We start from the raw sequence: 23,213 nt of genomic DNA, 5'->3' as shown, positions 1-23,213 counted from the left end.
AACATAGCTTATGTCAATTTTCTCCCCTCTAAGATTATCAGACTATTCTTTTTTATCTTAATTAGTTATCGATAGAGGGTCAATTATTCACGTGATTAATGATATGATTAGGAAAAATATTTCGGAGGTAGTTGTGGAGATGACCATCCCTTATCCAGTTGACCGAATTACCCTTAGACGATTTCTTTTACACAAGCAACATTTATTAAAACCAAAACTGAATGGAACAACTGATGTGTCATCAGTATTACAAATGCTGCGCAGGTTAGAGTGTGTTCAACTAGATCCCGTTTCTGTCGTGGAGCGAAACCAGCATTTAGCCCTCGCAGTGCGTATTCCTGGCTATGATCCGAATCTATTGGATCAGCTCCTTTCTGATGGAAAGGTCTTTGAGTATTTTGCAAATGCTGCCTGTGTTATTCCAGTTGAGGACTTTCCAATCTTTGAACCGATTCGCGACCGGATTCTAGCACAAGTTGAAAAACCTTTAAAAAACCTCGGTCCTGTAGTGGGTGCGGTGCTTAATCGATTGGCGTCTGAAGGTCCGCTCCCTTCTCGTGCATTCAAGTCTGAAAACCGCGTGCGTGGCTATTGGGATAATCAAATGCCAAAAACGAAAGACAGTTCTCTCGCACTGAACCTTCTCGTGGATGCGGGTGTGATTCGGGTCGTTCATAGAGAAAGAACAGAACGTTTCTTTGCTATGACAGAAGGAAGTATTCCTGATGACTTTGTGAAGGAAGCGAAAGAGATTGATGAAGCGGATGCTCGTGAAGCATTAATTAATAAATACTTACGGGCTTATCGGGTTTTTGATCAAAGAGACCCTCGTTTTGGCTGGCAAAAGATGAACGCAACTGAACGGAGGGCTGAGGTGGATCGACGCATTCAGAGCGATACCGTCATTCCTTTAGATGTGGTGGGCATCAAACGGGCATATTATATGTTGGCGGAAGATTTAGATGAATTGAAGTCCTTTAAAGACACTGCACCGATTAAAGGTCCTGTTTCATTTTTAGCACCGCTTGATAATTTACTTTGGCGACGTGAGCGAATAAGCGATTTGTTTGATTTCGATTATAAGTGGGAGATTTACACTCCTAAGGCAAAACGGAAATATGGTCCCTATGCCATGCCGATTTTATATGGAGATCAATTGATTGGACGAATGGACCCAAGCCTTGATCGCAAGAGCGGAACATTGCACGTTCGCTTACTGCAGCTCGAACCTTGTGTAAAGAAGACGAATCATTTGAAACGAGAAATGCATGAAGCACTAGAACGGTTTGCTGCCTTCAACCAAGTCAAAAGTATCGTCATCGATCAATCCGATTTGAATTAAGTAAGAAGATAAAAGAGCTGACGCGGTGAATTCGCTTAGCTCTTCTCTATCTCTTTACCTGATACACTTTCGCCTAAGAACACACTTCGATTCGGGCCCTGACTGAGTCCCCGCAATAACGAGTTGGTTCGACATGATGTTGTTGGTTTTTAAACCGACAGATGTTCTTTTCAATTGGCTCTTTTTTCGTCGACAATGTGGCTTATGGAACAGACAAAGAATTATTTACTTTCATGGTATTATATAACCTATGACCTCCTCAAGTAAGAGGGCAGCTTATTTAAGGAAATTTATATTCGATTATGAAAAAAAGAGAATTACATATACCCCACACAAAATTTTTACGGTAAGACAATTTAAGTCTTGGCAGGCACTGAGTAGCATCTGGTTTTACTCTCTTTGTCCGCCACCTTCTTACTTTGCTCACGTCAATGGGTTCTTGTTTCAGAGCAAATTTCTTGTTGTTCGTGGCAGTATCCTGGCATAACAAAGAAGACGGGTCAATTTAGCTACCGATTACCGCATTAATTCCTTCCGCTCTTACTCGACAGTTCCAGCTTCTTGAGCGTTAACTTAACCACTATGGTCTTGGGCGACCACAACTGCTATATGAAGATTGCTCCCCCCCTCTTTATCTCTTCCTCCTCGTTTCTTTGGCTTCCAGCCTAAACTTTTCCTTCCTTTTAGGGACTTTTTAATAAGGTAGCTTCACTTTTGACAACCCCTTCTAACATTTGCAACCATTGAACGAAGAACGAAAAATGCCTTTCAATTACAGGACAATGAGTACCATATTTCCTTCTCAAAAAAAACGCAATTCAAGGATGAATTGCGCTCCTTCTATAGATTAATACAGTGATCAAAAGCGATATCTGGATTCGTTGTTTCAAAGGTTGATAGGAATTCATGATAGGATCCTTGGAATGTAACGCTACCATTATTCATGACAAATAGTTTGCAGGCAATGAATTCTAATTCATGTAGATGATGGCTCGACATAATGACGGTTTTGCCGGGTTCTTTGGCGAGTCTTTCCAACCGCTTGCAAATCTTCAGCCTTGAAGACGGGTCAATCGCACTCGTCGGCTCATCGAACAAATACATCTTTCTATCTAATTGAGACAACAGAGTAACATAGAGCCATCGTCGCTCACCGACAGACATTTGCCCGAGCTCACGGTTCCATAACCTTTCAAGCAGTGTATTCTCCCTTTGATCCCCTAAATCAATGAAAGCTGAAGGAGATCCTTTTTGAAACTTCTTACCAGAAATTTTATATACAAGCCTCGCATAATCTCGCCCAAGAATCATCTGTGAAAGAAATGTTCCTTGGATTTGATAAAGAATATCATCCATTTTTGGTACGTTTTGAAATTCACCATTTTGTATCGGATAGACCCCTGTAATTAGATCAAAGAGTGTCGTTTTTCCTGCCCCATTCAATCCAGCTATCACGTTTACTTTACCTTGGTCAAACGACATGGTTATATCGTTTAAAACATTACTTTTCGCTTTTGGATAACGATAATTTACATCTTTTACTGATATCATTCATTCTTCCCTCCCATTATGTTCTGACCATTGTTGATACGAGCTTCAGTCTTTTCCAACAAACGATGCCAATGATGGAATAAAGGACAGAAATGGCCAGTATAATCCAATTGTTATACGTCGCAATGTTAGTTAAGTCAAATGCGTTACTTAATAAAATAGACATTCGATACACATATTCGACTGGATTCAGACTAAAAAGAAAGTTTAATAACGGAAATTGGATGACATCTCGATAAACAGCAATGAAGGTTGCAGGAAAGATTAACATATTGCTGATGGAATAGATTGTCGTCGCTCGCACCGCAACCGAAGGCAACCACATCATTAATAAGAAAATCGGCAATGCGACTAACACATAAATACAGGTTACCAAAAACAGTAATGTAAGGACGGGTAGATTGAAAATAGCTCCGTTAATAACAGTGAAAATAATCAACGAAACAAACCCAAGCGCCATTTGATTCATAAGTAGTCCAAACACAATAGGATTCTTAGATCCTGTCATATACGTAAAACTTTTCAAAAAACCCGTTTCTCTGAAAATAGACAACCGTAAACCGACTCCGTTCAGAAATACGGTCACAATGATAAATGCCCAAAATCCAGCAAAATAGGACAGCATTGTGTCGAATTCTGGCTTATCATAGAACCACCGATAGTTGATTAGGAAAAAAGTAATCAAGGGTAGCATCATCGGCCAGATAATCGCTAATTTACTCTCTTTCCAAACGACTCGATTGAAGAAGACAAAGAATTCATAAGTCTTTACCACGTTCGTACCCCTCTCATGTTGTTTTTTAAAATTACGGAAAAGGAATGTGTACTCCTTTATTCGGAAAACCATTATAAGGTAATGAATTGGATATCTTAAAATCTTCCGGATCAAATAGCTCCGTATTCATATGCGGATATCCATCAGGTGAAAAAACTTTCACGATTTTCTCAGGTCCTGATTCTATGAAACTCGGAATAAATGTGCAATAGATCGGTATTTTTAATTCTTCACTTACATTATGTATAAGCTGATTAAATGTATATTCTTTACTTTCTACTTCCCTATCCATCGGTGGAGATTGAAGCAAAAACTTGAATTTATTGCGAAAATCTTCTACGGAAAGATTGTAGAAAATCTCAGAATAAAGCTGGCTATCATGAAAAGGCTGTTCCTCCATTGACTCTTTTTCAGCAAGTATACTTCCTTCTAAAATCATGGCAAATTCATTGAGTGAGCCATTAATCGCTTTGTCAAGATTCGGATCGGCACTAACTCCGACTGAAAAATATTTATCATGGAAGCCTAACGTTAAAATGACATAGACATGCTTAGAAATAGAGATATTAAACAATCTAATTTCATTAACAAATCTCTTCAAGTGATGGATCGTCTTATGGAGATGCTCATCCTTAATTGTGTCTAGTCTGACGCTGGTTCCAATTCGTTCCGTTAGCCATGTGTGAATCAGCGACTGGCGTTCGACGAATTCCAAAAAACCACTGAGCATCGCATCTCGACTATTAATATGTGCAGCCACCCCACATGTATCGCTATAAAGAGAATCCATATTTTTATAGTGTTTAAAAAACGGCAAATTATACTCTAGCAATATGTCTGATGTCGGAACTTGTATCGTCTCTCCACTAAGTATGTTGAAGGCATCGAAGTACATCGCTCTTTCATCATCAGGCTTCAACTTGGATTTAAAAAGACTTAACCTTTCAAGATGTTCTCCTAAAGAGGCTTTAACGACTTTATTAATACTATATCCTACTGATTGACCAGATGTACCAACGTGTAAATTTGAGGAAACTTTACACGTTTTTATTCCATTTAGAAATAGCGGTCTCTTGAGTACAACATGACTAAGAAGGGAGGAAGAACTATTTGATTGGTTTTGAAATTCAATATCCATATTTATTCTCCTGTTAAATGATTGGACAGTCTGGTAATGCATCGAATTCTGTCTCACTTATTTGTAAAAAATTCGAAATGAACGGGATGTCGATTTCAACAAATTCTTTTTTTGGAATGTGGTTAATAAGGTTAGGCGAAAAAGCTTTGACGACAATCATTTCCTTATTTAATGACTGTGGCAATACGGTTATGTATAACTGTGATAACCATTTTGGTAAGCCTTCGATAATCACATCGAGATTTTCATTGGTATCACTAGTCATAAACCCTTGATACGTAGGGAGGTTTTGAAAACCTTCTATATGAGATTCAACATCTTTACGCATCGGTTGTTGAACTATCTCGTTGTCATAGGACGATAAGCCCGACTGATGTTCCCCGCGGAAATAGAGCACATTATAATAGAGGCGGAGCATGTACGCTTCAGTAGTCGCCTTTTTGATTGCATCCTCTAGATTTACACTTGAACCAACTCCGAATATATATTTCAAATCGGTGTAGTGATTTGGGTTATGACCGATTAAAATAACCACTTGAAGCGGAGCAAAGATGTCTACCACATACATGTTGAGTTCATATCCCATTTTCTCTAATTTCTTGGATATATCGAATGAGAATTGATTAACCCTTTTTCCTTTCGATCCATACCAAAATGAAAATAGGGCGTTCTTTTCAAATAATTCTTTGACTGCATTCAATTTTGCCATTTGAGGAATCGGGTGGGTAGCTGTACCCGTTGTATCTACGATAAAAGGCTTCTTATTCCGAAGACTAGTGACTTCTCTAGGAATTAGAACTGGTTGTTGCCTAATTAAATCAAATGATGGGCTATAGCCGCCATTCTCATTCGTTCCTAGGTGAAGTTTTGGCCAATTCTCATATTTAGAATCTCTTTCCGACACACCCTTCGCACCTAACGTAACAGCTCTTCGTTCTATTGATTCAGAAAAAGCCTTCTTAATGGCAACAGAAGTGATCCTGTCTATTCCTCCACATTCAATTGGCCCGGTATACCCCTCATCATCCATGAAATTCGGTATTCTAGAGTAGGCTTGTACGAGTTGATCGGTTGCCTGAAATTTTCTCGTCTTATAACCGAAAATGGTTCCTTTTTTCCTTTGAAAAATCATCGTGTTTTTCCAAACCACTGCATCATAATAAGAGGGGCCAATTTAGGATTGAGTCCTGAAAGATGAGACAGTGCATTGTCATTAAAACCAGACCAACAGCATTCTCCCATGTCTTGAAACCGATTAATACTATTTCTAAAGCTTTGAGCCATCAAACCTACTTCAATTAAGCCGTGTCTATAGCCCCGCTTTTTATATTTTGTGATCGCTCTTTTTATATCAAGGGCATAGCCAACTGCTAAATTTGAATATAAATCTTCGTTTTGACATAAGTTCCGTCTCACTTTTTCTTGATCTTCTTCATTAAATGACTTAATCAGCATCAGTTTATGGTTAGTAGAATCAAAGACATAACAACCTGCTACTCCTCCATTTTCAACTGCTTTATCATTCAATATGTACAGGAGCGGAATGACAGGGTAAAGCGCACCAGCAGATGGATATGGTTTAGAGCCCCTAAATGAGTTCCGGCTGAAAGCACATTTTAGTACCTCACCTAGTTGTTGAATAGACAGCCCTTCATCAAGATTGAAATGTCTTGTGCTTTTATAGTCATGTTCATGATTAGCGTCATCATCGAATATTATTTCATCCTCGACATTTTCTGGTAACACGTCCGTATTCTCTACAAGGTCCATCCATTCAAGTGTACGATCGTCTAATCCGAAATGAAAAGGGAAATGCCACGTTGTAGATTGATGAAACTTAGAAATATCATGAATAGTTCTTTCATCCAAAATCTTGTCTTGCATCGCATCTGCATAAAAGGTATCTTGTTTCTGCTGGAAAATATCTAAAGTTGTTTGAGTCTTATTCATAGCAGTCACACATTTCCCAATGAAGTGCAGTATCTTTATAATACTTCAGCGTTTTCAAATCCAATAAGGTGCAATTCGTCATCTCTTCAGGATGAAGGTTAGAGGTTTGGAAATCGTTCATAAATCGATTCAATTGGTTACTAATTAGTGTAACAATGTTCATGTGTTGTGTAGCCGTTAGTGGAACTTCAATCTTAAAGTTCTGATCTACAGCATAAAGAGAGGAAACCAATTGCTGATAGGTCAAATTATCGGAATCTGCAACTAATGATTGGGTTTCAATATGTCCCATGTGACATTGATGACATGGGGTTTTCCAATCAGGACTATATAAACTATCCAAGTAGAAATTGCTCTCATAAACGTAACTCATCAACATAATGGAGGTAGGAGCGTTCATTTGACGATTTCTTAATTCCAATCCAAGTTCCTTATTGTATGGATTCAAGAACACAACAGTCAGTTCCTTATCTTTACTAGGCTTATAGTAAGCTGTATCGTATAAGTTCACATCTACATGTTTTCCGTAATCGTTTTGTATTGTAGAACGTAATAATGTCCCAATTTCTTTATGATTAGAAATGATGGTTACTCGGTCAATATCTAAGTTCTTTTCCTTAACTTCTTCTATAATGTTGTATGACTCCAAAAATTCTATCGCTTCAATATAATCTTCGGCAAACATTGACTTGAATTCTTCCTCATTAGCCATTGTTTGATTTGTTTCATCCCAATTTTGTATAAGGCGCATGATATCTCTATTGTCTGTACGAACAATCCCAGCTTGTGTTTGGATGACGCCTTCACCATTTGACAATACATGATAAATGAACTTGTTAATTGTATATGTATTCACCATTTTTATTTAATAGCTCCTTTAAAAATAAGTAGAGTAATGGTACAAGACCATCACTCTACTAGAATCACTATTTCTTCACTTTAGTTGCTGCACCACAACCACTTCCACACATACCTGGTGGTCTTGAAATAGAAAATCTTACAGGCGTACCTGTTACACCTTGTCCGAATTTTGAACGTTCACCTGTAGGCTTTTTCACTTGAGTTTTAGCTTTCTCTTCAGCCATATGTATCACCACCATTCTCACTCAACTTATTCAATGTTCTGAATACAGTGTAAATTATACCTATAATATCTTTTATTGTAAAGTCTTTACTATATAACTATATTATGTATATTTTTTATGAAGTCTTTCCTATTTTGCTAACTTAATTCTGTAATGTGGTATAAATCTAGTTTTTTCTACTTGTTAATAGAGTGAAAAGTATACATTTTTTTATGTTAGAAAATTATTATAGCAAGCATTTACCACCCTCTGAGAAGACGGTTCTAATTTCTTATTTCATCATTTTGATTAATAGAGATTATAAAAAGAAGAAGAGTAATGGTACAAGACCATCACTCTTCTAAAATATTATTTCTTCACTTTAGTTGCTGCACCACAACCACTTCCACACATTCCTGGTGGTCTTGAATCAGAAAATCTTACAGGTGTACCGGTTACACCTTGTCCGAATTTTGAACGTAGACCTTTAGGAGTTTTCACTTGAGTTTTAGCTTTCTCGTTAGGCATATGTATCACCACCATTCTCATTTATCTTATTCAATATTCTGAATACTATATTGAGTATACAAATAATATCCACTAATGTAAAGACTTTACTATTTTTCTGTAATGTGGTATGTGTTTAGGTTCTTTTTACTAGTTAATAGAGTGAAAGATAAAATTCTTTTTATTTCTTGTATTAAATAAATTTATGCAGCAGGAATTTACTATCCACAGAAGATAACTCTAATTTCTCTTTTCATCATTTTATTAATAGAGACTATATAAAAAAAGAGTAATGGTACAAGACCATCACTCTTCTAAAATATTATTTCTTCACTTTAGTTGCTGCACCACAACCACTTGAACATAGAGGTGGTCTTGCATCACGAAATCTAATAGGTGTACCCGTTACACCTTGCCCGAATTTAGAACGTTCATCTTTAGGCTTGTTCACTTGAGTTTTATTTTTTGCTTGAGTCATATGTATCACCACCATTCTTGTTTAATGTACTCAATATTCTGAATACTATGTAAATTATACGAAAATTATCTATTTTTGTAAAGTCTTTACTTTATAAGTAAATTATGTAATTTAACTATAAAACCTTTACTAGTGTGCAATATATATAGGTTCTTTATACTCTTTCAGAGAGTATAAAACTATAAATTCTTTATTTTTGTATTAGAAATTTATTTTAATCCTCAATTTATCGTTTTAGTATTCTATATGCTCAAGATCAGTATAATAGAAAATCCCTAGAATTAGACAGCGAGTATTTACCACCCAAAGAGAAGATGACTCTAATTTCATTTTTTATCATTTTAATTAATAGTATAAAAAAGAAGAGTAATGGTACAAAACCATTACTCTTCTGGAATCACTATTTCTTCACTTTAGATGCTGCACCGCAACCACTTGCGCAAACAGATGGTTTTGGAATAGAAAATCTGACAGGTGTACCCGTTACACCTTGTCCGAATTTAGAGCGTTCAGCTTTAGGGTTGTTTACTTGAGTTTTCATTTTCTCGTTAGACATATGTATCACCACCATTCTTACTTAAATTACTCAATTTTCTGAATACATTATAAATTATACATATAATATTTATTATTGTAAAGTCTTTACTATTTAACTATATTATGTATGCTTATTGTTAATACCTCACTATTTTTCCAATTTAGGTATGTAATGTGCTATAAATCTATGTTCTTTATACTAGTTAATAGAATGCAAAGTACGGTTTTTATTATTTAAATAATAGGGTTATATTGCCTCGAAACGAAAATGACTCATATAAGAAATTCGTTATATGAGTCATTTTCTCACCTTTTTCTATAACGATAAAATATACCCGCTTACAGTTTTATTAAACATATCTGGCTCTTCTAAAAATGGACAATGGCAGCTGTTTTCAAAAATGGTGAACTGTGAGTGATTCAGACGTTTATGGATGTATTCTCCTGCTGCGACTGGTATTAGCTTTTCGTCTCTTCCAAAGCATAGGAGAGTCGGAACGTTGATATTTTGAAATTGCTTACGATAATCGACGACAGTTTGATCGAATAGGATTGCGCTTGCGACGGATTCTGGTAGTTTCAATGTTTCTTTAAGCATCCAATCGAAGGCGTCTTGAGAAAGCTCCTTTTTAAACATGAGTGGAATAAACTCAGTGAGAAATCCTGTTCGGTTGTTCTGAACTTCACGCATGAGATGGATGAGAGTTGGGAAATCGAAAGCACCCATGGAGAAGTCATCCCATTTGAAATCGGACGGAAGCTCATCGACTATCACCGTGCCCTTAACATTTTCCTCACCAAACTGCTGGAGATAATCCCATGCAACGAAAGCACCCATCGACCATCCGACGAGGACGACATCTTTCAGGTTAAGCTTTTCGATAAAACAGTGCAAGTCACGCGCATAATTTGCAACAGTATGTCCATGATGGACTTTCGAGGACTGGCCGTGACCTCGTAAATCAACTAGGATAGCCCGGTGATTTTTACTAAAAAATTCGGTCTGCTTCTGAAAGAATTTGCTGCTCATCCATACGCCATGGATGAAAATGACCGGCGTCCCGTCACCCACGTCTTCATAATACAAACCGACTTGGTCTTCCACATTTAGAAACGGCATTGTGTCGCCTCCTTTTAATTTTATTCTCATAGTATGAACAAGCCACATAAATAGAAAGGAACCTTTTCTTGCTTTTGCATGGAGATTCAGACCACCTACAAAGAGATTATTGAAATAATACAGATGATTCCTAATCGTTGAGAGTAACGAAGCCTTCTTTCGGAAGGTAATGAAATCACCTATAGAAAACTCAAGAAACGTGGAGAAAAAGAAAAAAGAAGGATTTCTAAACTTAAAATTGCCGGTGTTGTAGAACAAGTCCGAAATGGTAGATTGCTCCAAAATCAGATACAAGTCATGTTATAGAGAGGAAATTGATACTGTGATAGGTGAGTATATTCACCCGTCTGCTTTGTTATGTAGAAATATAGCAACAAATTAAAAAAAGTTTGCCAATATAATGGGATTACAGGACGAAACAGTCAATGAGGGACAGAAACATCGTGTAAAAAAAAGAACTTTTACATTCATTACGCCCATCACTTTTATAATCGTTAGAAAACTCGATTTCAAGGAGTTGCAACAAAATATAGGAATAACTTCCTTTATTGGTTCCGTTGGCTTGAATTAGAGAGAAAAGAGTAGAACAAATACTGATTTCAGTATGCTAAGATCTAACGAAATAATAGTTAGAATGCATAAAATCGGATAAGAAAAGACCTTAAAAACGTTAAGGTCTAATGAGCTTTCCTAAATATAAATTTCTTTGCAACAAGGTAAATTGGCATAAAAATTGCCACGAAAAGACCCAAATCAACCAGTAATGATAAAAAATTAAATTCGTCACTAAACAAAGCATAATTAAAGCCTATAAGTGACAATACCCCTTCGTGGATAATAACTGTTAAAAAAACACTAATTATTCCCAAAATAAACCCTTTCAAATTATCCATCTCCTAAAATAATAAACTCACAATTAAATTACCATAATTTACTCGTTAAATATAGAAGAAAAACAATTTTATAAAACGGACTTATTAATTTTTACGACGTTAAGTGCATATTAATCCCACTACCACCGCCGAATAATACAAAACCTACGAGGGCTAACAAAGCAAACAGTATTAAAAACGGGTATTTCGTATGATGCAGTTGACGATGCTTGCGGGAACTTAGTTGCACATATTTTAGGAAGGTATATTTTATCACGATTAAAACCCTTCCAAATTCTTCTAGACGGGTTTTAAACAACTTTTATCTTAACTCACAAAGGTACGTGGATTCGTAAATTCTAATAGATTCTCTCGGTGTATTTATGGCCATCCAATATCTCCTAATGATAAATGGCGTAATCAAAAGTAACTTTGTTTAAATTCAAATCTATGGTTTAATAAATTTGAATCAATCATCAACCATTGAGGTGAAAGAAAAATGGAAAAAATATTTTATGGAACAAACGAAAATCAATTTGGGGAACTACTTATACCTGAAGGGGAAGGACCTCATCCTGTCGCTATCGTCATTCACGGTGGATTTTGGCGAAAACGAGTCACGCTTGAGAGGATGAGAGCGGCAGCGAAAGACTTAACAGCAAGCGGGGTCGCCACATGGAACATTGAATACCGTCGTACTGGCCAAGATGGTGGAGGTTGGCCAGGTACATTACTTGATGCTGCGAATGCGAGTGACTACATACGTACCCTCGCAAAATCTTATCCGCTCGACCTGAATAAGGTTGTCACAATTGGTCATTCCGCTGGTGGTCATCTCGCGACTTGGATTGCTGCACGTCATCGAATTCCTAAGGATAGCGAGCTTTTCATGGAAGACCCTCTTTCTATTCTTGGTACGGTTAGTCTTGCTGGTGTGAACGACCTTGAAATGATGTATAGTGTTCACCATTATCGTGATCATGTACTAACTCGTGAACCAGACAATCCAACAGCTGAATTAATAGGAGGTTCACCTGAGGAGTATCCAAATCGCTACAAACAGGCTTCTCCTGTTGAACTTCTTCCAATCGGTGTCAACCAGACATTAGTTCATGGTGCTCTTGATATCCACGTACCGATTGGGATTAGTGATCACTATCACCGTGAAGCAGAAAGGGCAGGAGATAGTGTAAAATATGTTAACCTTCCTAATGCAGAGCACATTATGTTATCTAATACTACCTCTTCCGCTTGGCAAACAGTTAAAGAAGAGGTGCAGTTACTAGTCAACAAGTAAGGATAGGCGACGACAGGGAATAACAAATTTTTCTCTTTGTTTGGAGGGTTTAGGGGCAATAAGTATTACAGTATAGAAAATAGATGTAACTTTGTTCGCTCACCAATACATGCTTTTATACATAATCATAACCGGTAGCCCATTATTAATAAAACCTTCCTTTACCTCCCTGTTTCTTTCATGGGAGATTGTATTTTGTTCTTAGCTTGTATGCCTAAAATGAATCCCTGATGGTAGAGCTACATGGGGGAACTATTCTCCATATGGTGTAGATAGAAATAGCTGGAATTAAGGGAGATAAAAAACTGTCATCTACTAGTGAAATAAGACTCGTTTACGATGTGTATTCGACAACTACTACGATTTTCACCTATTTTACTGTTGATAAATCAGTGTTTTAATAGTTTGGTTAAGTATAGTGATTTGCAAAAAATTTGTGAGCAGTTCATTGTGAGCATGCCGAAAACCTATAAAAAAGGGACTGTTCAGAAATACAGTCCCTTTACTTTAAATTTAATAGCATAGCCAATGATTATGAGTTACTTTAATGCAATCTGGATGATCAACTGGTGTTCCTGCTGATGCAGTAGAACCTCCAAATCCTGCAATTAACCCAAAAGAAACTACAGATAACAATGCTATTTTTTTGAATTTTTTCATATTATCACTATCTTTATGTATATAATCCCATTTCGACAAAAATCATGTAATTCCTCCTAATTTTTTAAAAATTTAAATTTTTATGACTATTAAACTGTGTATTACCTTTAATTCTAGTCTTCAAGATAATGATCCTTTTCTATAATAAGAAAAAAATCCTGCCAATCTATCAACAGGATTTTTGAACAAACTCTATTTTAAAACTACACCCCAAGTATTAGCTGTCTTCATTATCTGGATAATACATTCCTAAATTAAAATACACATCGCTCGATTGAGACAATTGATTCTTTTTCCGCTTAGATATTTCTCCATTTTCTGTTCTCTCGCTGATGGCCCTTAACCTTTTTGTAGGTGATCTTAACCCTATCTAGGGAAAGATAGTCACTTGTAGATAGCAATAAGATTAATGAAATAATAATCAAACTCACGTAAACAGAAATAAGTGATACTAATGAAACCTCTTTTATTCAACTATAATGCAGCTGAATCACATGTATAAGATCCTGACGATCACTCTTGCATGAATGTATCCTATTCTTACTGTCAAATTCACCTTTTTGAACTGTCTAACCTATTAGAGGCCACTTGATTATATCTGGGAAAGGCTTGAATCTCAAGAAAACTTGTAACATTACTTTACTATAGTCCTTTTTGGCCTATTACGTTCTTCTAAGAGTCACTTCGCCCTCGGTTTCATTTTCATTGTCCCAATACACTTGGAATTCAAATGTCCCCTCCTCAAAAAACAAAGGAAGCCTCCTTTTTATTGATTTCTGCATTGGTAAATGATTGACTTCATTAATCTTAATCCATACAGGCTTGCCTTCAGGTGAGTTTTGGATTAACTCCCCTTTAAAATCATTGGTTATGTAATTGAAAATAATATATCTATCGTTTTTTTCAGGATTAACATATTCATAAATTCCTTTGAAAATAAGATTACTTACTTCAAGTCCTGTTTCTTCTTTTACTTCTCTTATAGCTCCTTCAACAAAACTTTCAGGGAACTCTACTTTTCCGCCTGGCGGAATAAATCCTTTGAAATGATCATGTTGTCTATCTAGTAACAGCACTTTATCATTATCTCGTACTAAACAAACCGTCCAGAATTTATAATTTATTTTTTCGCTCATTTTACTCACCCCATAATGAAGAATGTTCTAACTCATAAGGACCCAAGATGGTATACTAAAACACCTTTCACCCACAAAATGTCCTAGAATTCGTCTTACTAGTCACACCCCACAATAATTAGAAAGATGAGCAACTTGATTATAATCATATACTCTCCATTGCTCCTCGTGATAATGAATATTACTTATACAAGCGTTCATTAATTTTGTTTTACCAGTGCCAATCTCACCATTGGAAATAGTAGCTAGAATAGCATTTATTACTGCTCCATGTGCGACAAGTAAAATCTTTTGCCCCTTATATCTTTGATGTAATTCTTGAATCCCTGTCATTACACGTTGATTTAAAGAAGTCCATTCCTCTTGATTTCTATATATTTTATCCGGAAATGTAGCTGTTCTTTCTTCTATTGTCATGCCTTCAGCATCTCCATAGCATCTTTCTAAAAATTCATCTCGTTCAATTAGAGGAACCATTAATTTTTTATTAATGATCTCTGCCGTTGTCCTAGCTCTTTTCAACGGGCTTGTTATCATTACGTCCCACTCAAAAGCTTTTAAGTACATACTACATTCTTCAGCTTGTTGAACCCCTACACTGTTTAATGGTATATCTGTTCTTCCTTGAAGTTTACCGATTGCGTTCCAATTTGTTTCCCCATGCCTTACTAGAAATATAGTCGTCATTCTGTCACTTCCCATAATTTTGATCATAGTCCAATGACTATTATTTCAAACTCTTCCTAAGTTGTACAAGAGGTTATAATAATAAAAAAACCTGCTGCAACGAATGCAACAGGTTTTATTTATGTTCTTTACAATACTACACATACCCTTTTATCTTCTCGATAAATACCTTTCCGTACTTCTCTTGTTTCTGCTTTCCAACTCCTTTAATTTCAAGAAAAGCTTCAAATGTCGTTGGATGGTGGGCACTTAACTCACGCAATGTTTTATCAGAAAAGATAACAAAGGGTGGGACACCCTCATCATCCGCTAGCTGTTTTCGAAGTTGACGTAACGTTTCAAATAATTCATCATGAACGCTAATTTCACTTGCTTGATGAGCTTCTTTTCGGTAGACCCTCTTTTTTCCTAATAAGACATCTTTACCTGTACTTGATACTTTAAGGATGGGGAGTTTGCCTGGTTCAACATCAATAAGCTTTTGCGCAATGAAGGTATCGATTAGTGCACTCACTTCCTTTTGCGCAACTCCTTTCATCAAGCCGTATGTTGACAGCTTTTGAAAGCCAAAGGTTGTTATTTTTTTGTTTTTTGACCCTGTCAGTACTTGAGCAATCATCGTATTCCCAAATCTCTCCCCCATTCTAATCATGCAAGATAAGACCATTTGTGCCTCTTTCGTAACATCAATTGTCTCTCGTTCATCTCGACAATTGCCACAAACGCCACAGGGGGCAACACTTTCTTCTCCAAAATAGTTAATAATATAAGTATGTAAACAAGCTTCAGTATGACAATAGTCAATCATTTGTTGAAGCTTTATCGTTTCAGCTTCTTTCATCATTTCATTAACAGAGGAATCAATTAAAAACCGCTGTATTTGAATATCTTGTGCTGAAAATAATAAAAAGCATTGACTATTTTCACCGTCACGACCTGCTCTACCCGCTTCTTGATAATAACTCTCCATATTTCGTGGCATTTGATAATGGATGACGTAACGAACATTAGATTTATTAATTCCCATTCCAAACGCATTCGTTGCTACCATAACAAGAATTTCATCATTCAAAAACTGATCCTGCATGTCCTTTCTTTCCATATGAGACATGCCTCCATGATACATCCCACAATTCCTTTTTTGCGCCTTTAGCTTTTTGTAAATCCTCTCTGTTTCCTTTCTTGTCGCACAATAAATGATTCCTGATTCATTTTCATTCTTTTTAATAAAGTCTTGTAAAAAACGATCTCTGTCTTCTCCCTTCAAAACAGAAAATGAAAGGTTCGGTCGTTCAAAGCCTGTTATCACACTTTGGTCAGAAGGAATCTGCAACTGTTCACATATATCATTTCTTACTTGACTAGTTGCTGTCGCCGTCAAAGCGATAACTCTTGGTTTCGGTTGAAATTCATTTATAAATGACGTGATTTTCAAATAACTAGGTCTAAAATCATGTCCCCATTGGGAAATACAGTGTGCCTCGTCAATTGCTATTAGGGGAATTTTAGCTTGCTTCAATTGTTGTAAAAAGGTAACGGATTCTAATCGTTCAGGAGCAATGTAGATTAATTTGTATTCTCCATTAATTAAGTGCTGAACTCTTGTCGTCACCTCATTTGAAGAAAGTGTACTGTTAATATATGTAGCACGAATACCCATTTCATTGAGAGCATCTACCTGATCCTTCATAAGAGAGATTAAAGGTGAAATAACGACGGTGGTCCCCTCAAGCAATAATGCTGGAATCTGATAACAAATCGATTTCCCTCCGCCTGTCGGCATAATAACGACCGTTTTTTCTCCTTTTAATACTCTTTCAATTGCCTCCTCTTGACCATTGCGAAACGTATTATATCCGTAATAATGTTTTAATTGTTCCTTCGCCTTAATAAGATTCATATTTTTTCCTTTCAATGTTATCTCAATACGAATAATGTAAATTTCCTTTTTTCGTTCCCATCGTTCTTTTCCTTAGAATTTTAAGCTAAATTGGTGCTGCTTTTCCATTTGTTTAAATGAGTCGATAAAATCGAAACAGGTGAATGCTATAGAAACTTCCATAGTCCACCCACTATATCCAGAAGACATAAAACCCTTTAACGAATACACCTTCCCAAGTACTTATACTTCATTAAAGAGGAGAAAGCTTCATTTAATCAAAGAGGCTATTTTTCCCCGTCCTTTTATACGACTACATAGCAAAACGGACGCTAGCAAACGTTTTATGGTATCGTCGTTGTAAAACTACTTTTATTTGAAGCTTATCATAAATCCCATTATTCTACCGTAGAAATGTGAAAAATAACGAATTATTTGTCCAACAAAACGAGCCACAATGGCCAGAACAGCACTTGCGGATAAAAGTCCCTTCATTTTTTACAAGACATATTAACTTTTAAAAAACCCTACTCCCTATATAACGCCTACATTTACCTTTCGTTCTAACAATAAAAAAGGATTCATAGTTTATGAATCCTTTTCTTAAGCTTTAAAACCAACGAAATCCTCTTCTTTCTTGCTTAGGAGCCTCTTCTTCTCCTTCTCCAACCTCTTCTTGTTCATTCTTTACCACATCTTCTTGTTCAACTGGTCTCCCTCTCCAAAAGAAGTCCCAAAAATCAGCCCTTGTTTCTTCTGTTTCAACAACTTCTTCTTCCGTTTCTTTCTGACTCATTCTACCCTCTCCTCATAACTTATTCCCACTACATTGTATTCAAGGTCAAGAGAACCGTTTGGGCTTATTGGACAATAAAAATGAATGCTAATATTTATAAACGATTAAATAATTCTCCCACTGTTGGTCCCTTTACTTTCCGCAGCAGGAGAATACGTAGTTATCTGCTCTACTAAGCAAATTTTTCTTCTTTAATGTAGAAGACCAGGAGGAGGTTTTTGTCATATATTATCAGTATTTGACTAGCTGTTTTTATTGCATACACACTTTTAGGATGTTAGCCTTTATGGTGTAAGTGCCATCCATGTTTTTATCAACCATGTGAAAATGATTCTACAACGAGAACGTACATACTTTTATTTTGCAGTTAAATAAAAGGAGGATGTTTGATGACAAATCTTGTTACTTCAGTAAATGAAAAAGTAGAAAAGTTTTTACAAGGGCGCAAAATGCTTTACATTAATGGGGAATTTGTTGAAAGTAAAAGTGGAAAAACATTTGATACCCCAAATCCCGCTACTGGCGAAACCGTAGCGACTGTTTTCGAAGCAGATGCACAAGATATTGATCTTGCCGTCAAAGCTGCAAGAGCCGCATTTGATCAAGGTGCCTGGTCTAAAATGTCAGCCGCCAAACGTAGTCGTCTTATGTATAAGTTGGCTGATTTGATGGAGGAAAACAAAGAAGCCCTCGCTCAATTGGAAACGATTGATAACGGGAAGCCAATACGAGAAACAACACACGCAGATATTCCACTATCTATTGAGCATATGAGATATTATGCAGGATGGTGCACGAAAATTACAGGTCAAACGATACCGGTTAATGGACCGTTTTTAAATTATACTCGTCACGAGGCTGTGGGTGTAGTTGGGCAAATCATTCCTTGGAACTTTCCACTACTAATGGCCATGTGGAAAATGGGAGCGGCGTTAGCCACGGGATGTACAATCGTGTTAAAGCCTGCAGAGCAAACACCACTTTCCGCCCTTTACTTAGCAGAGCTTATTGATGAAGCAGGATTCCCGCCAGGTGTAATTAATATTGTACCAGGCTTTGGTGAAACAGCTGGACGAGCTTTAGTTGATCATCCAAATGTTGATAAAATTGCCTTTACGGGTTCTACTGAGGTCGGAAAACAGATTATGGAAAGAGCTGCTAAATCATTAAAACGAATCACGTTAGAACTGGGTGGAAAGTCACCAAATATCGTATTACCTGATGCTGATCTGAAAAGGGCTATCCCAGGGGCATTAAATGGTGTGATGTTTAATCAAGGACAAGTTTGTAGTGCTGGTTCCCGTGTTTTCATCCAAAAAAAGCAATTCGATAATGTTGTATCAGACATGGTGTCCTATGCGAAAAAGATGAAACAAGGAGCTGGGTTACACGGAGATACCGAAATCGGCCCTCTCGTTTCAACCGAACAGCACAACCGAGTGCTTGGCTATATTGAAAAAGGGGTAAATGAAGGAGCAGAATTACTAACCGGAGGCGAAAACCCATTTGAAAATGGCTATTTTGTATCACCAACTATTTTCGCTGATGTAAATGATTCCATGACAATTGCCAAAGAAGAAATATTCGGTCCTGTTATTTCTGCTATGCCGTATGAAGATTTAGATGAGCTCATTACACGTGCAAATGCGACAGAGTATGGTTTAGCTGCTGGAGTGTGGACAGAGGATGTACGAAAAGCTCACTATATTGCTGAGAAATTACGTGCAGGTACCGTTTGGGTCAATTGCTATAACGCATTTGACGCCGCTTCTCCGTTCGGAGGGTATAAGCAATCCGGGCTCGGTCGAGAAATGGGATCCTACGCACTCAACAATTACACAGAAGTAAAAAGTGTTTGGATTGGTATGAAATAACAACAGCCTCAAATAAATATTAAGAGCATTTTATGAAACTCAGATTCATTCACCACTGTTATCTGAGCAATAGAATATAAACCATAAAAAAACGAGAAATCTAAATGATTTCTCGTTTTTTTATTAATAACTACGATGAGGATTATCTACGACTTGAATCACTTTGCTGGAAGGTTTCATGTCACTTCCACAAATTGGACAAGATGGTGAGTCAGAGCTTTTGAAGTTGTCACGTACCCAGCAGTTACAATCCGCTGAACTACACTCCCAAACTTTTGTTTCTTCTTCAATAATTTCTTCTTCTTTACGTTTTCCAAATGCCATGATCACTGCCCCCTTCATTCGTGTTTATGCAAAAAGCTACCCAAATATGATAGATGGGTAGCCTCTTTCAAAAGTTTGCTAATTATAACTTCACAACGTTAGAAGCTTGAGGTCCGCGGTTTCCTTCAACAACTTCGAATTCCACTTGTTGACCTTCTTCTAAAGTTTTGAAACCGTCTCCAGTAATAGCAGAGAAATGTACGAATACGTCGTTTCCACCTTCAACTTCAATGAAACCGAAACCTTTTTCTGCGTTAAACCATTTAACTGTACCTGTTTTCATTAGTGTACCTCCAAAAAATAAAAGAAATTTATTAATATGCGACCTTTTATCTATGAAAAAATTCACATATTATAAAAAGTACCGCTCAAGAAACGATCACTCTTTATAATGTGTGAATGGTTTGCTTCGGTAATTTCTACTAAATTATAGGCTTTTATTACATTATACACCATATAGATGGAAAGTCAATGTCAATGCTCAAAATAACAACACTGTTTTCTTCTCTCTTTGTTTCTCTCAGAACATAAATCCTGAGTAGAAAAAGAAAAATCAGGACAACATAGGAAGAGACCAATACAAATAGGGCGTGGAATGATGTTCTTTAAGAATAAGAAGAAAACAGCTCAAAAGACCCAACCCCATTCTACTAATATGGACAAATGTATAGAGCAATTAAAGACCTGTTTGCATGATAGTTCAGATTTCGTTATTAAAACAATGAAAATAAATAACAAGAGGGTTTTATTGGCCTATCTCTCTGAGTTTATCAAAGATTCATCACTCAATAATCATATTATTCGTCACCTAAACCGTGTTTCTCAAGATGAATTAACTTACCAATGTTTACGAGAGACTTTGCCTGTTGCTAAATTATCAGTTACTAACCAACTCCCGATCATTTCAGAAAATATTGTAAGGGGTCATGTTTATATTTTTGTTGACGGAGATTCGGCTGGTATATTAGCTGAAATTGGTGAAAGGGCAACAAGGGCCATCGATATTTCATTAAATGAATCCACGATTTTCGGACCGAAGGTTTCATTTACGGAAGAAGTATCCGCTAATTTAAATTTGGTTAGAGGTCGAATCGATGACCCTAATCTAAAAGTGGAGAAGATCATTGTCGGAAAACGAGCGAAAACAAGTGTTTATATTGTTTATATATCGGATATTGCTGACATTGAAAATGTGAAAACATTTAAACAGCGTCTTGAAGAACTGGATGTTGATACGATTATTGATAGCTCAATATTGTCCCAACAAATCGAGGATAACTCGTTATCAATCTTTCCTCAATTTACAGTAACCGAACTTCCTGACCTTTTAACGACAAGCTTAATTCATGGGAAAGTAGGTTTACTTGTCGATCGAAGCCCCACCGCTATAATTGGGCCTGCTACATTCCTTTCTTTTTTTGAATCATCTGAAGATATATATGTTCGCTGGAACATGGGAACATTTTTAAGGTTTCTAAGGTTTACTTCCATTTTTTTATCTGTATTGCTGACTCCCGCTTACGTTGCGGTTCTTACCTTCCATTATGAGGTAATTCCTTCCGCTTTATTAAATTCATTAGGTGAATCACGAGCCAATGTTCCCTTTCCACCTGTGTATGAAGCTTTAATTATGGAGTTTGTCATTGAAATGTTACGTGAAGCCGCTGCGAGACTTCCTATTAAAGTCGGTCAGTCTATCGGAGTCGTTGGAGGTATCGTTATTGGAACAGCAGCTGTGCAAGCAGGGTTTACAAGTAATATATTAATTATCATTATCGGCTTAAGTGCGATTGGGTCGTTTACTGCTCCAAGTTATATTATGGGGACAACCATTCGTCTGATACGTTTTCCAATCATTGTTCTTGCTGGGCTATGGGGAGGGGTTGGTATTATGTTTTGCTTCTGCTTTATTCTCATTCACCTACTCCGTTTAACCACTCTCGGCAGACCATACATGTCACCTGTGTATCCACTAAGGCTCCGTGATTGGAAATATAGTTTATTTCGGTCTCCTCCTCAGTACTACTCTATGAGACCAGAAACGAATCACCCAAGTGATTCTCAACGAATCCCGTTAAAGAAACAAAAAATGAAGAAAGACATTGATGAATAAAGGGTGCTGCTAAATGGAAGTTAATGTCTATCCAAAAAAGAATCTGATGATTAGCGCATTTCTCGTAATGTTTATAGTTCATACAGTTCAGGCAGGTGTAGGCGCGGTTGGATTACCTAGAATCATTTTTTTAGAAGTGGAGCAAGATGCCTGGATATCTGTCTTGCTTTCAGGTTTCGTCACCTGTCTATCCGTTTTAGTCATCTACTTAACGTTAGCAAAATATGAGTCAGCTGACCTTTATGGCATTCAAAGAGATATTTACGGGAAGTGGATTGGGGCCATATTCAATAGCATTTACATTGGTTATCTATTATTAGGTTTTTTCACCATTGCGATGGATTATACAGAAATGGTGCAAGCGTGGATCTTTCCGTTAATGCCGACATGGCTGTTAATGGGACTATTAATTACGTTGACTATCTATGCTGTAATGGGTGGCTTAAGAGTTATAACAGGGATTGCCTTTTTGTCATTTGTTTTATCCGTCTGGATTACGTCATTCATATATGCTCCTATTAGAGAAATTATTTGGACACATTACTTTCCTATATGGGATCACTCGATGAAAGAATTTTCAACAGGAATTATCAAAACAAGCTTATCTGTTATTGGATTTGAGATGCTGTTTTTTGTGTACCCATTTGTAATAGACAAGAAGAAAACCTTAAAGTATTCACTTATCGCTGTCATCTTTACGACATTCCTCTACACCATTGTCACCTTTGTATCAATTGGCTTTTTCTCTTATAACGGGTTACGTGAAGCGATATGGCCTGTCTTATCAATGTTTAAAATTGTGCGAATCCCAAATTTGGAACGCTTTGAATTTATCGCTGTCTCCTTTTGGATGTTCATTATTTTGCCTAATCTTTGCTTCTATTTTTGGGCAGCTACTAGAGGGTTAAAGCGTGTTTATAAGATTAATCAAAGGCTTGGCTCTTACATTTTCGGCATTATCTTATGGAGTTGTACTTTTCTCATCACAAGTCGAATTGAATTGAATACCGTCTCAGACATTACCGGAAAAATTGGTCTAGCACTTATTACCGTCTACCCTTTCATATTATTTGCGCTTGTCCTAGTTAAAAAGAAACTATTGAAGAGGTGATA

24 protein-coding genes and 2 pseudogenes are annotated in these 23,213 nt (G+C 36.7%); 6 read left to right on the top strand and 20 right to left on the bottom strand.

Features of this window, described 5'->3' with window-relative positions; genetic code table 11:
- Positions 1-139: 139 nt before the first annotated feature.
- Positions 140-1,342 (top strand): winged helix-turn-helix domain-containing protein, encoded by a 1,203-nt coding sequence (locus tag WAK64_RS17855; RefSeq protein ID WP_336588392.1) that lies wholly within the window; start codon positions 140-142, stop codon positions 1,340-1,342.
- 418 nt (positions 1,343-1,760) lie between these two features.
- Here the strand turns inward: WAK64_RS17855 and WAK64_RS17850 are convergent.
- The 12 genes and pseudogenes from WAK64_RS17850 to WAK64_RS17795 all read right to left on the bottom strand — a co-directional run.
- Positions 1,761-2,110 (bottom strand): annotated as a pseudogene (locus WAK64_RS17850) (IS1595 family transposase); the annotation flags it as partial.
- A 72-nt stretch (positions 2,111-2,182) separates the two neighbouring features.
- Positions 2,183-2,893, bottom strand: a complete 711-nt coding sequence (locus WAK64_RS17845; RefSeq protein WP_336588358.1) for an ATP-binding cassette domain-containing protein — start codon at positions 2,891-2,893, stop codon at positions 2,183-2,185.
- Positions 2,894-2,909: 16 nt separating this feature from the next.
- Positions 2,910-3,668 carry an ABC transporter gene (locus WAK64_RS17840; RefSeq protein WP_336588357.1) on the bottom strand — a complete coding sequence of 253 codons (759 nt, stop codon included), beginning with the start codon at positions 3,666-3,668 and terminating at the stop codon, positions 2,910-2,912.
- A 31-nt stretch (positions 3,669-3,699) separates the two neighbouring features.
- Complete coding sequence (locus WAK64_RS17835; protein ID WP_336588356.1) at positions 3,700-4,806, bottom strand: YcaO-like family protein; 1,107 nt, start codon at positions 4,804-4,806, stop codon at positions 3,700-3,702.
- A 13-nt stretch (positions 4,807-4,819) separates the two neighbouring features.
- On the bottom strand, positions 4,820-5,938 hold the full coding sequence (locus WAK64_RS17830) for a YcaO-like family protein (protein WP_336588355.1): 1,119 nt from the start codon (positions 5,936-5,938) through the stop codon (positions 4,820-4,822).
- Positions 5,935-6,756, bottom strand: a complete 822-nt coding sequence (locus WAK64_RS17825; protein WP_336588354.1) for a nitroreductase family protein — start codon at positions 6,754-6,756, stop codon at positions 5,935-5,937. The genes WAK64_RS17830 and WAK64_RS17825 overlap by 4 nt, the downstream gene beginning before the upstream one ends.
- On the bottom strand, positions 6,749-7,615 hold the full coding sequence (locus WAK64_RS17820; RefSeq protein WP_336588353.1) for an McbB family protein: 867 nt from the start codon (positions 7,613-7,615) through the stop codon (positions 6,749-6,751). The genes WAK64_RS17825 and WAK64_RS17820 overlap by 8 nt, the downstream gene beginning before the upstream one ends.
- 67 nt (positions 7,616-7,682) lie before the next feature.
- Positions 7,683-7,841 (bottom strand): hypothetical protein, encoded by a 159-nt coding sequence (locus WAK64_RS17815; RefSeq protein WP_336588352.1) that lies wholly within the window; start codon positions 7,839-7,841, stop codon positions 7,683-7,685.
- Positions 7,842-8,189: 348 nt separating this feature from the next.
- The gene (locus tag WAK64_RS17810; RefSeq protein WP_336588351.1) at positions 8,190-8,348 is read right to left on the bottom strand and encodes a hypothetical protein; all 159 of its coding nucleotides are present in this window, start codon (positions 8,346-8,348) and stop codon (positions 8,190-8,192) included.
- Between the two features lie 301 nt (positions 8,349-8,649).
- Positions 8,650-8,805: a hypothetical protein gene (locus tag WAK64_RS17805; protein ID WP_336588350.1), complete on the bottom strand. Its 156-nt coding sequence runs from the start codon at positions 8,803-8,805 to the stop codon at positions 8,650-8,652.
- Positions 8,806-9,205: 400 nt separating this feature from the next.
- Positions 9,206-9,361, bottom strand: a complete 156-nt coding sequence (locus tag WAK64_RS17800) for a hypothetical protein (RefSeq protein WP_336588349.1) — start codon at positions 9,359-9,361, stop codon at positions 9,206-9,208.
- A gap of 297 nt (positions 9,362-9,658) precedes the next feature.
- Positions 9,659-10,462 carry an alpha/beta fold hydrolase gene (locus tag WAK64_RS17795; protein ID WP_336588348.1) on the bottom strand — a complete coding sequence of 268 codons (804 nt, stop codon included), beginning with the start codon at positions 10,460-10,462 and terminating at the stop codon, positions 9,659-9,661.
- 133 nt (positions 10,463-10,595) lie between these two features.
- Between WAK64_RS17795 and WAK64_RS17790 the strand changes: the two are divergent.
- Positions 10,596-11,114: pseudogene (locus WAK64_RS17790) on the top strand (IS1595 family transposase); the annotation flags it as partial.
- 25 nt (positions 11,115-11,139) lie between these two features.
- On the opposite strand, the gene WAK64_RS17785 reads toward WAK64_RS17790, so the two are convergent.
- On the bottom strand, positions 11,140-11,346 hold the full coding sequence (locus WAK64_RS17785; protein ID WP_336588347.1) for a hypothetical protein: 207 nt from the start codon (positions 11,344-11,346) through the stop codon (positions 11,140-11,142).
- Positions 11,347-11,833: 487 nt separating this feature from the next.
- Here WAK64_RS17785 and WAK64_RS17780 point away from each other — a divergent pair, with 487 nt between their 5' ends.
- Complete coding sequence (locus WAK64_RS17780; protein WP_336588346.1) at positions 11,834-12,631, top strand: alpha/beta hydrolase family protein; 798 nt, start codon at positions 11,834-11,836, stop codon at positions 12,629-12,631.
- Positions 12,632-13,144: 513 nt separating this feature from the next.
- On the opposite strand, the gene WAK64_RS17775 is transcribed toward WAK64_RS17780, so the two are convergent.
- From WAK64_RS17775 to WAK64_RS17755, 5 genes are all read right to left on the bottom strand, one after another.
- On the bottom strand, positions 13,145-13,330 hold the full coding sequence (locus WAK64_RS17775) for a hypothetical protein (RefSeq protein WP_336588345.1): 186 nt from the start codon (positions 13,328-13,330) through the stop codon (positions 13,145-13,147).
- 623 nt (positions 13,331-13,953) lie between these two features.
- Complete coding sequence (locus WAK64_RS17770) at positions 13,954-14,427, bottom strand: 8-oxo-dGTP diphosphatase (protein ID WP_336588344.1); 474 nt, start codon at positions 14,425-14,427, stop codon at positions 13,954-13,956.
- Positions 14,428-14,529: 102 nt separating this feature from the next.
- Positions 14,530-15,114 (bottom strand): histidine phosphatase family protein, encoded by a 585-nt coding sequence (locus WAK64_RS17765; protein WP_336588343.1) that lies wholly within the window; start codon positions 15,112-15,114, stop codon positions 14,530-14,532.
- A gap of 136 nt (positions 15,115-15,250) precedes the next feature.
- Positions 15,251-17,014: a DNA helicase RecQ gene (gene recQ / locus WAK64_RS17760; RefSeq protein WP_336588342.1), complete on the bottom strand. Its 1,764-nt coding sequence runs from the start codon at positions 17,012-17,014 to the stop codon at positions 15,251-15,253.
- Positions 17,015-17,603: 589 nt separating this feature from the next.
- Entirely contained in the window at positions 17,604-17,789 is a 186-nt protein-coding gene (locus tag WAK64_RS17755; RefSeq protein ID WP_336588341.1) for a hypothetical protein, read from the bottom strand.
- A 389-nt stretch (positions 17,790-18,178) separates the two neighbouring features.
- On the opposite strand from WAK64_RS17755, the gene WAK64_RS17750 reads away from it, so the two are divergent.
- A complete protein-coding gene (locus tag WAK64_RS17750; protein WP_336588340.1) occupies positions 18,179-19,663 on the top strand; it encodes an aldehyde dehydrogenase family protein in 1,485 nt (494 codons plus the stop codon).
- A gap of 123 nt (positions 19,664-19,786) precedes the next feature.
- On the opposite strand, the gene WAK64_RS17745 is transcribed toward WAK64_RS17750, so the two are convergent.
- Together WAK64_RS17745 and cspD are read right to left on the bottom strand one after the other, a co-directional pair.
- The gene (locus WAK64_RS17745) at positions 19,787-19,987 is read right to left on the bottom strand and encodes a cold-inducible protein YdjO-related protein (RefSeq protein ID WP_336588339.1); all 201 of its coding nucleotides are present in this window, start codon (positions 19,985-19,987) and stop codon (positions 19,787-19,789) included.
- Positions 19,988-20,069: 82 nt separating this feature from the next.
- Positions 20,070-20,270: a cold-shock protein CspD gene (cspD, locus tag WAK64_RS17740; RefSeq protein ID WP_336588338.1), complete on the bottom strand. Its 201-nt coding sequence runs from the start codon at positions 20,268-20,270 to the stop codon at positions 20,070-20,072.
- 312 nt (positions 20,271-20,582) lie between these two features.
- On the opposite strand from cspD, the gene WAK64_RS17735 reads away from it, so the two are divergent.
- Both WAK64_RS17735 and WAK64_RS17730 read left to right on the top strand, forming a co-directional pair.
- A complete protein-coding gene (locus WAK64_RS17735; RefSeq protein ID WP_336588337.1) occupies positions 20,583-22,100 on the top strand; it encodes a spore germination protein in 1,518 nt (505 codons plus the stop codon).
- 13 nt (positions 22,101-22,113) lie between these two features.
- A complete protein-coding gene (locus tag WAK64_RS17730; RefSeq protein ID WP_336588336.1) occupies positions 22,114-23,211 on the top strand; it encodes a GerAB/ArcD/ProY family transporter in 1,098 nt (365 codons plus the stop codon).
- Positions 23,212-23,213 lie beyond the last annotated feature (2 nt).

Origin of the sequence: Bacillus spongiae (assembly GCF_037120725.1) — a bacterium.
GTDB classification, from domain to species: domain Bacteria; phylum Bacillota; class Bacilli; order Bacillales; family Bacillaceae_K; genus Bacillus_CI; species Bacillus_CI spongiae.
This window is presented reverse-complemented; position numbering and strand designations above follow the sequence as displayed.